This is a genomic window from Comamonas sp. (assembly GCF_036666375.1).
Taxonomy (GTDB): Bacteria; Pseudomonadota; Gammaproteobacteria; order Burkholderiales; family Burkholderiaceae_C; genus Comamonas.
Genome location: NZ_JAVWWA010000060.1, coordinates 1 through 8,037, shown reverse-complemented (window position 1 = coordinate 8,037; position 8,037 = coordinate 1). Strand labels below are relative to the sequence as shown.

The 8,037-nt window shown below is 65.7% G+C and carries 9 protein-coding genes and 2 pseudogenes; 3 read left to right on the top strand and 8 right to left on the bottom strand.

Features of this window, described 5'->3' with window-relative positions; translation table 11 throughout:
• Positions 1-369: pseudogene (locus RR928_RS14985) on the top strand (hypothetical protein); the annotation flags it as partial.
• Between the two features lie 24 nt (positions 370-393).
• Here RR928_RS14985 and RR928_RS14980 read toward each other — a convergent pair.
• The 3 genes from RR928_RS14980 to RR928_RS14970 form a co-directional block, all read right to left on the bottom strand.
• Positions 394-1,401 carry a D-2-hydroxyacid dehydrogenase family protein gene (locus tag RR928_RS14980; RefSeq protein WP_332549447.1) on the bottom strand — a complete coding sequence of 336 codons (1,008 nt, stop codon included), beginning with the start codon at positions 1,399-1,401 and terminating at the stop codon, positions 394-396.
• Positions 1,402-1,696: 295 nt separating this feature from the next.
• Entirely contained in the window at positions 1,697-1,993 is a 297-nt protein-coding gene (locus RR928_RS14975; RefSeq protein ID WP_332539616.1) for a hypothetical protein, read from the bottom strand.
• Positions 1,994-2,123: 130 nt separating this feature from the next.
• Entirely contained in the window at positions 2,124-2,333 is a 210-nt protein-coding gene (locus RR928_RS14970) for a hypothetical protein (protein WP_332549907.1), read from the bottom strand.
• Between the two features lie 406 nt (positions 2,334-2,739).
• Here RR928_RS14970 and RR928_RS14965 point away from each other — a divergent pair, with 406 nt between their 5' ends.
• Both RR928_RS14965 and cyoE read left to right on the top strand, forming a co-directional pair.
• On the top strand, positions 2,740-3,909 hold the full coding sequence (locus RR928_RS14965; protein WP_332539614.1) for a COX15/CtaA family protein: 1,170 nt from the start codon (positions 2,740-2,742) through the stop codon (positions 3,907-3,909).
• Complete coding sequence (gene cyoE, locus RR928_RS14960; RefSeq protein WP_332539613.1) at positions 3,906-4,802, top strand: heme o synthase; 897 nt, start codon at positions 3,906-3,908, stop codon at positions 4,800-4,802. Before RR928_RS14965 ends, cyoE begins: the two co-directional genes overlap by 4 nt.
• Positions 4,803-4,825: 23 nt before the next feature.
• On the opposite strand, the gene RR928_RS14955 is transcribed toward cyoE, so the two are convergent.
• The 5 genes and pseudogenes from RR928_RS14955 to RR928_RS14935 form a co-directional block, all read right to left on the bottom strand.
• Positions 4,826-5,359 (bottom strand): response regulator transcription factor, encoded by a 534-nt coding sequence (locus RR928_RS14955; RefSeq protein WP_332539612.1) that lies wholly within the window; start codon positions 5,357-5,359, stop codon positions 4,826-4,828.
• Positions 5,331-6,590 (bottom strand): ATP-binding protein, encoded by a 1,260-nt coding sequence (locus RR928_RS14950; protein WP_332539611.1) that lies wholly within the window; start codon positions 6,588-6,590, stop codon positions 5,331-5,333. The genes RR928_RS14955 and RR928_RS14950 overlap by 29 nt, the downstream gene beginning before the upstream one ends.
• 108 nt (positions 6,591-6,698) lie before the next feature.
• Positions 6,699-7,469 (bottom strand): SURF1 family protein, encoded by a 771-nt coding sequence (locus RR928_RS14945; protein WP_332547784.1) that lies wholly within the window; start codon positions 7,467-7,469, stop codon positions 6,699-6,701.
• 65 nt (positions 7,470-7,534) lie between these two features.
• Positions 7,535-7,939: a cytochrome o ubiquinol oxidase subunit IV gene (cyoD, locus tag RR928_RS14940; protein ID WP_332539609.1), complete on the bottom strand. Its 405-nt coding sequence runs from the start codon at positions 7,937-7,939 to the stop codon at positions 7,535-7,537.
• A pseudogene (locus RR928_RS14935) lies at positions 7,939-8,037 on the bottom strand (cytochrome o ubiquinol oxidase subunit III); the annotation flags it as partial. The gene cyoD and the pseudogene RR928_RS14935, both read right to left, overlap by 1 nt.

Below are 8,037 nucleotides of genomic sequence, written 5' to 3'. Positions count from 1 at the left end.
GGCGCGCGCGTGGTGTATTCGCCGTCGCCGGCCTCGGGGTCGGCGGCGCGTTTTCCGCTGGCCGAGACGGTGTTGCCCAGCCTCGCCGAGCAGGAGCCCGAAGCCAGCCCCGAACTCGACGCCGTCGCCTGGGCCCAGGTCCAGATGCAGGCCGAGGAGCGGCTGGTGCAGCGCCTGCTCGAGCGCGTGGAACGCGTGCTGGACCAGCGCCTGCGCGAGTCCATCGCCCAGGTGGTGCAGGAGCAGACGCGCTCGGTGACGCTGCGGCTGCAGGAAGAACTCGAATCGGTGGTGCGCCAGACGGTGCAGGAAGCCATCGCACAGGAGCGCGAGCCCGAGGGCGGCGCCGCGGGATTCAGAGTCCGCTGATCATCGCCGATGCCGCGCGCGCGTTCAGCGCGCGACCCGCTGATAGTCGGGATTGACGATCTGCGTGGGCGTGCCCTGGATGAAATTCACGACATTCTCGAAGGCCGTACCGAAATACAGCTCATAGCTGTCCTGCTCGACATAGCCCAGGTGCGGCGTGCAGATGCAGTTTTCCATGCGCAGCAGCGCATGGCCTTGCAATATGGGTTCGCTTTCGAACACGTCGATCGCGGCCATGCCGGGGCGGCCACGCTGCAGCGCGGCGACCAGCGCATCGGCCTCGATCAGCTCGGCGCGCGAAGTGTTGACCAGCAGTGCCGTGGGCTTCATCAGCGACAGGTCGTCCAGGCCTATCACGTGCTCGGTGGCTTCGCTCAGGCGCAGGTGCAGGCTCAGCACATCGCATTGCGAGAAGAACTCTTCACGCGTGTTGGCCGCCTGGTAGCCGTCGGCCAGGGCTTCGGCGCGCGAAGCGTCACGGCCCCAGATGCGCACGTTCATGCCGAAGGCGCGGCCGTAGCCGGCCACGATCTTGCCGACCCGGCCGTAACCCCAGATCCCCAGCGTCTTGCCGCGCAGCACATTGCCGAGCGCAAAATTGGGCGGCATGGACGCGGCCTTGAAGCCCGATTGCTGCCAGGCGCCATGCTTGAGGTTGGCGATGTACTGCGGCAGGCGGCGCATGGACGCCATGATCAGCGCCCAGGTCAGCTCGGCGGGAGCGACCGGCGAACTCACGCCTTCGGCGATCGCGATGCCATGGTCGGTGCAGGCCTTGACGTCGATATGCGCGCCCACGCGGCCGGTCTGGGCGATCAGCTTCAGACGCGGCAGCTTCTCTATCAGTTGTCGCGTGATCGCAGTGCGGTCGCGTATCAGCACGATGATGTCGGCATCCCGCAGTCGCACCGAAAGCTGGCCCAGGCCTTTGACGTTGTTGGTGTAGACCTTGGCATTGAGCGCATCCAGGCGGGAAGCGCAATGCAGCTTGCGTACGGCGTCTTGGTAGTCGTCCAGTATGACAATGTTCATGACGGGCTCCCAGCTCGTGGGCTTTGGGTAGGTGGAGGCAGCTTGCCTGTGCGTGGCAGGCGTGCCTGGGGCAGGATAGAGGGCGGTGGAAAGCTTCGCCCGCTTTCCACCATGCTTGCGCCAGGCAGGCCTCAGGTATGCACCATTGTCCCGCATGCACAAACGTGCATACATGGGTGATAGAGGGCGAGCGGCGCGAATACCGAGTTTGATTGTTACAGATTACATTGGTATGTATCAATACGTATATCCTGCAAGGAATATACGGCCGGCGCGCGCCGTGGCTGCGATCAGATCAGGGCTCGGTGCCGTACTGGCTGCGGAAGGCAGCGTCGAGGTCGGCGCAGTCCTTGGGCGTCAGGTCGGGACGCTTGCGGTCTTCGGGCGCGCGCGCGACCTCCTTGTTGCAAACCTTGATGGCTTCGCGCGCCACCCACTGGTTGCTGCTTTCGGGCGTGGACAACAGCTGGCCGACGACCATCAGCACCGCAAACGCGCCCACGGGCAGGCCTATGAGCCATGGCACCAGACGGCTGCGCGGCGCGGGCGCAACCGCCTGTGCACCCGCAGTCGAAGCGGCAGAGGAGGGCATTTTTCCGCACCCGGCGCAAGGCGAGATGCTATCGGTCAGCGTATGACCGCAGAAAGGGCATGAAAGGGTGGACATGGCCCATTATCGGCCGAGGCGGTCGGCATGCCCACCCGGGCACAGGCCCTGCGCATCAACCGGCGGCATGCACATGCTTGCGGCGGTTGGTCCAGGAGTCGACGATCAGCCGCTGGCCCATTTCGTTGGCGCAGCGCAGGTGCAACAAGATGCTGCCGCCCTTGCCGTCATAGCGTACGCCTGAAGAGGCCAGTGGCTGGCCGCAGGAAAAGCAGGCAAAACCGTGCTCATGGCTTTCCAGAGGCAGGTCGACGATGCATGTCATATCAGCGATGTAGGTCATGTGCTGGATATCGGCCATTGCCGCGCCGACTGTAGGACAACCTGTGATCGCGTGTCACACCCTGTATCGCGGCGCTTGCATGCCTCGTTGGAGCCTGCTCGCCGGCACCGCGCCGGGCCCATCATCCATAGGGTCACTTGCTGCCGCGCTGTGCAGCGGCGTGTGCGCCGATAGAATTGACCCGGGACAATGCGCCGCGGTCTGCAGACTGCCTTGACAGCCCTGCGAGGAGGTGTCGTGCATGCTCTCTTCCCGGCCCTGGCGCCGCGCTCGTACCTCGCGCAGGCAGCGCGGGTTTTTTTATTAAGAGCGTTCAGATATTTCAGACAATCTTGAAATGGTGGCGGCCTTGCCGGCCGCGGCCCGGCGCATGTGACAACAACGAGTGATGACTAGCCAGCCCCTTTACGATTTGCAACCCCTGCTGCATCTGATGCTGATCGGCGCGGTGATCGCGCTGGCTCCGCTGGCCTGGGTCTGGTTCCGCAATCGCCAGCATGGCCCGGCCGAGCGTCTGCTTGCGCTGAGCGTGTTCACACTCTTCCTGACCTTCGACCTGGTGATGTTCGGCGCGTTCACGCGGCTCACCGACTCGGGCCTGGGCTGCCCCGACTGGCCGGGCTGCTACGGCAACGCGAGTCCGTTGGGCGCGCACCTGGAAATCACCGCAGCCCAGACCGCCATGCCTACCGGCCCCGTGACCCATGGCAAGGCCTGGGTCGAAATGATCCACCGCTATCTGGCCACGGGCGTGGGAGTGCTGATCATTGCGCTGACGCTGATGAGCTGGCGCCTGGCGCGCAAGCAGCCGCTGTCTGCGGGGCGCAGCCCCTGGTGGCCCACGGCCAGCCTGGTCTGGGTCTGCATCCAGGGCGCGTTCGGCGCGCTGACCGTGACCGAGAAACTGTTTCCCGCGATCGTGACCCTGCATCTGCTGGGCGGCACGGTGCTGCTGGCGTTGCTGTGCGTGCCCGCTGTCGCCCATGGCTTGGCCGTGCAAGGCCGCGAGCCCGAAGTGCTCACACCCTGGCTGCGCCGCGCGCTGGTGGTCGGTCTGGCGCTGGTGACGCTGCAGGTCGCGCTCGGCGGCTGGGTCAGCACCAACTATGCGGTGCTGGCCTGCACCACGTTCCCGACCTGCCAGGGCAGCTGGTGGCCGGCCATGAATTTCTCCCAGGCGTTCGAGATCTGGCGCCCGCTGGGCATGCTGCAGGATGGCAGCCACCTCGATTTCGAAGCCTTGACCGCCATCCATTACCTGCACCGGCTCGCGGCCTATGTGGTCGCCGCGGCGCTGGTCGCGCTGCTGCTGGCATTGCGCCGCGCCCAGGCGCTCGCGCGCCAGCGGCGCTGGCTCGCCGGGCTGCTGCTGCTGCAGGTGATGACCGGACTGTCGAACGTCCTATTTGACTGGCCGCTGATTGCCGCCGTACTGCACACTGGAGGCGCCGCGGCGCTGGTGGGCGTACTGGTCTGGAGTCTCGCCAGCAGCTCTTCTTCGCGCGCCGAAATGGATCGTCGCCGCCTCCTCTCCAAGAAAGCCATCGCTCGCGCATGACTACCGACACCCTGTCCTCCGCTTCACGGATCGCCCAGTTCTATGCCTTGACCAAGCCGCGCGTGGTGCAGTTGATTGTCTTTTGCGCGCTGATCGGCATGGTGCTGGCCGTGCCCGGCTGGCCTTCGGGCGCGCAGTGGTTGCAGATGGCCGTGTCCTGCGCCGGCATCTGGCTGGTCGCGGCCGCGGCCGCGGCATTCAATTGCCTGGTCGAAAAGCACATCGACGCGCGCATGCAGCGCACGTCATGGCGGCCCACGGCGCGCGGCGAGCTGTCGAGCTCGCAGGCGCTGGTGTTTTCGGCGGCGCTGTGCAGCCTCGGTTCTGCCATCCTGTTCGTTGGCACCAATCCGCTGACGATGTGGCTCACGCTCGCGACCTTCGTCGGCTATGCGGTGATCTACACCGTGGTGCTCAAGCCGCGCACGCCGCAGAACATCGTGATCGGCGGCGCCTCGGGCGCGATGCCGCCCGTGCTGGGCTGGGCCGCGATGACCGGCCAGGTCGGCCCCGAAGCGCTGATCCTGTTCCTGATCATCTTCCTCTGGACGCCGCCGCATTTCTGGGCGCTGGCGCTGTACCGCGTAGAGGACTACCGCAAGTCGGGCCTGCCCATGCTGCCGGTGACGCACGGCAGCGAGTACACGCGGCTGCAGATCCTGCTCTACACGGTGGTGCTGTTCGCGGCCTGCCTGCTGCCGTTCATCTACGGCATGAGCTCCTGGCTCTACCTGTTTGCCGCCGTGGTGCTGGGCGCGGGCTTTTGCGCCTATGCCTGGCGCCTGCGCCGCAACTATTCCGATGCGCTGGCCTGGCGCACGTTCCGCTTCTCGCTGGTGCATCTGAGCCTGCTGTTCGCGGCGCTGCTGGTCGACCACTACCTGTTCTTCTGACCCGGTAAGGGCCGTATCGGCCCTTACTTCACCTGGCGCTTTTCCAGCTTGCGCGCCAGCGTGCGTCGGTGCATGCCCAGGCGGCGCGCGGCTTCGGAGATGTTGAAGCCGCTTTCGGCCAGGGTCTCGTGGATATGCTCCCACTCGACGGTCTTGATCGAGCTGGTCTGCTGGGTCAGCTCGACTTCGGTGTCGCCCGCGATGCGTCCGAACGCCGCTTCGATGTCATCGGTGTTCGAGGGCTTGGCCAGATAGTGGCAGGCGCCCAGCTTGACGGCTTCGACGGCCGTTGCAATGCTCGCATAGCCCGTCAGCACCACGATCAGCGCCTGCGGGTTGTGCTCGTGCAGCATCTGTATGCAGTTGAGCCCCGAGGCATTGCCCGCAAGCTTCAGGTCCATCACGGCATAGCCGGGACTGTGCTCCTGCAGCAGGAGCTTGACTTCGTCGGCGCTGGCCGCGCTCAGCACCTGATAGCCGCGGCGCTCGAAGGAGCGCGCGAGCGTGCGGGCAAACGCGGCATCGTCTTCAACCAGCAGCAGCAGGCGTGGTTCCATGGTCGGTATCTCCTAACGTGATGGATGACAGCGGAAACTGGATACGCACTTCGGCGCCGCCGTCGTCGCGGTTGCGCGCCGACGCCGTGCCATCGAGCGAGCGCGCGACATTGGTCACCAGGAACAGTCCCACTCCGCGGCCCGCGCGATCCGTCTTGTTCGATTGCTGGTACTTGCCGAAGTTGCGCAATATTTCGGGCGCGAAGCCCGTGCCGCGGTCGAGCACGGTGATCACCAGCTGATCGTCCTCGCGGCGCAGGCGCAGCTCGACTTCGTCGGCCGAAGCCTCGAGCGCATTGTCGAGCACGTTGCAGATCATCTGCTGCAGCGCGGTATCGGAGATGATCGCCAGGTCCTGGGCAATGCCATTGTGATAGCGAAAGCGCCCCGGATGATGGGTTTCCTGCCACTGCGCGATCAGCCGGTCCATGAAGCGGAACAGCGTGGTCGGTTTGGGCGCGTCGGCGCGCGCCTCGCCGGCCGACAGCAGCACGTTGGTCACTATGCTCTTGCAGCGCAGCAGTTGCTGGCGCATCTCGTCGAGGTCCTGCAGCAGCTCGGGCTGGCGCGCGATTTCGGGAATGCGCTGCCAGTCGCCCAGGATCACCGACATGGTCGCCAGCGGCGTGCCCAGTTCATGCGCCGCGCCCGTGGCCAGCAGGCCCATGCGCACGATATGCTCCTCTTCGCTCGCGCGCTGGCGCATGTCGGCCAGGCGCGAGTCGCGCCGGCGCAGATTGCCGACGATGCGCGTGAGAAAGATCACCAGCAGCACCGTGGTCAGCACGAAGCAGGTCAGCAGGCCTATGACGTAGAGATTGTTGTCGGGCTGCACGGCCAGCGGCCGCGACGAGCCCGCCAGATCGATCACGCACAGCGAGGTGATGGCCGCGATCACCCAGGTGTAGGCCGGCGACAGCAGCACCGCGCTCAGGATGGCCTGCAGCAGGAACAGATAGATGAAGGGATTGCTCGCGCCGCCGCTCAGATACAGCTGCACTGCGAGCGCGGCCACGTCGGCGAGCAAGGCGCAGAACAGTCCGACGCTGGTCACATTGCGCCGGCGCCATTTGAACCAGTAGAGATAGCCGAGGTTGGTGACGATCAGCGCCATCAGCACGGCCGTCATTTCGGGCAGCGGCAGCGGAATGCCCAGGCCGTAATGCACGACGGCGATCGTGATCACCTGGCCCACCACCGCCAGCCAGCGCAGCTGTATCAACAGCTGCATGTTCTTGCGTTCGGTGGTGAGGTCTACCTGGGAAAGAGGGTCCGCAGAGCGGGGGCGATGAGGGCGATTCACCGCAGCGATTTTGCCGCAAGCGGTGAATCGCCCGGCCTACAAGGTCTTGTGCGCGCCGCGGCGCTTTTCCCAGCGCACCACGACCACGGCGGCGACCAGCACCATCAAGGCCATGCCGTACCAGGTCAGCGCGTAGACCAGATGGCTGTTGTGGAACGTGATCACCGTCATGCCTGGACGCGGCCAGACCGCGTGGGCCGCGGGCACAACGGGGCTGTCCATGCCCGCGCTGTCCATCGCGCCGCGGGCCAGGTTGGGTCGGCCTTCATCGATGAAGTAGGGCGCGGGCCGGTCCAGGCCCTGGGCCGCGGCGATGGCCGCGACGTCGCGCGAATACCAGCGCTGCTGCTGGGCATCGTTGTCGCGCAGGAAGCCGCCGCCGGGCTCGGTCATGCGCAGCAGGCCGGTGATGGTCTGCTGCGGCGATTCGGACGCCGACGTGCCGCTTTCGGGCAGCCAGGCCTGGCGCTCGCTCGCAGGCACGAAGCCGCGGTTGACCAGCGTCTGGCTGCCATCGGCGGCCTGCAGCGGCGTGATCACCCAGAAGCCCGAGCCGAGTTCGGTCGCTGCCTGTGCCAGCACGGTCTTGTGCTGCAGGAAGCGTCCGGACAGGGTGACGGGCAGGTATTCGTATTGCGTGGCATCGACCTGCGGCCATTGCGCCGGGCCGGGCGCGGCCACGGGCGCCGAGCGCACGCGTTCGGTCACGCGCTCGATCAGCGCGAGCTTCCAGGCGCGGCGCTGCAGCTGCCAGCTGCCCAGGCCCACAAACGAAACAAACAAGGCCACGCCCAACAATGCGAGCATGGCCTTGAGCAGAACAGAACGCGGGCCCGCAGGCCCGGCGTTCAGCGCATGGTGACGAGTGGAGGTCAAGACTGCGGAGCAGTAACGGCCGCCGGCGCGTCGTGGTGCGGCATCATGTTGGCGTTCATGTGGAACATGACCCAGAGCGTTCCCGACAGCGCGATCACGACGAAGATCACGGTGAAGATCGTCGACAGCAGCGTCCAGCCGGCTTCGACCTTGCTGTTCATGTGCAGGAAGTAGTACATGTGGACCAGGATCTGGATGATCGCGAACGCGCCCAGCACCAGCACCGCAGTGCTGCGGCCTTCGATGACCTTGGCCATGATCAGCCAGAACGGAATCGCGGTCAGGATGATCGACAGCACGAAGCCCGTCATGTAGCCGGAGAAGGTGCTGTGCGGGCCGGCGTCGTGGTGGTCGTCATGCGCATCGTGCGCATGGCCGGCATGGATGTCGTGTGCGCTCATTACAGCACTCCCATCAGGTAGACAAAGGTGAAGACGCCGATCCAGACCACGTCCAGAAAGTGCCAGAACATCGACAGGCACATCAGGCGGCGGTTGTT